Here is a 240-nt window from a genome sequence, read left to right on the forward strand (position 1 = left end):
CACGATGCGTGGTGCCATGCAGGCGGACATTGGCGACGGTGTCTAACCACTCGCGCAACTGACGGTTCATGTCACCGAGATTCTGGAAGCGGCGTGCCAGGAAGAAGTCCTGCCGGATATAACGGTAGGGGCGTTCAACCTTGCCCTTGGTCTTGGCCCGGTAAGCCTTGCATGCACGTGGAGCGAAGCTGTAGTGCTGCGCAAACGCGACCAGCTTCGCGTTGTAGACGATGTGCTTCT

The 240-nt window shown here is 58.8% G+C and carries 1 pseudogene; it reads right to left on the reverse strand.

Annotated elements, in window-relative coordinates:
• Positions 1–240 (reverse strand): annotated as a pseudogene (locus SB822_RS60555) (IS21 family transposase); the annotation flags it as partial.

This window comes from Paraburkholderia sp. SIMBA_054, assembly GCF_046534875.1.
Classification (GTDB): domain Bacteria; phylum Pseudomonadota; class Gammaproteobacteria; order Burkholderiales; family Burkholderiaceae; genus Paraburkholderia; species Paraburkholderia hospita.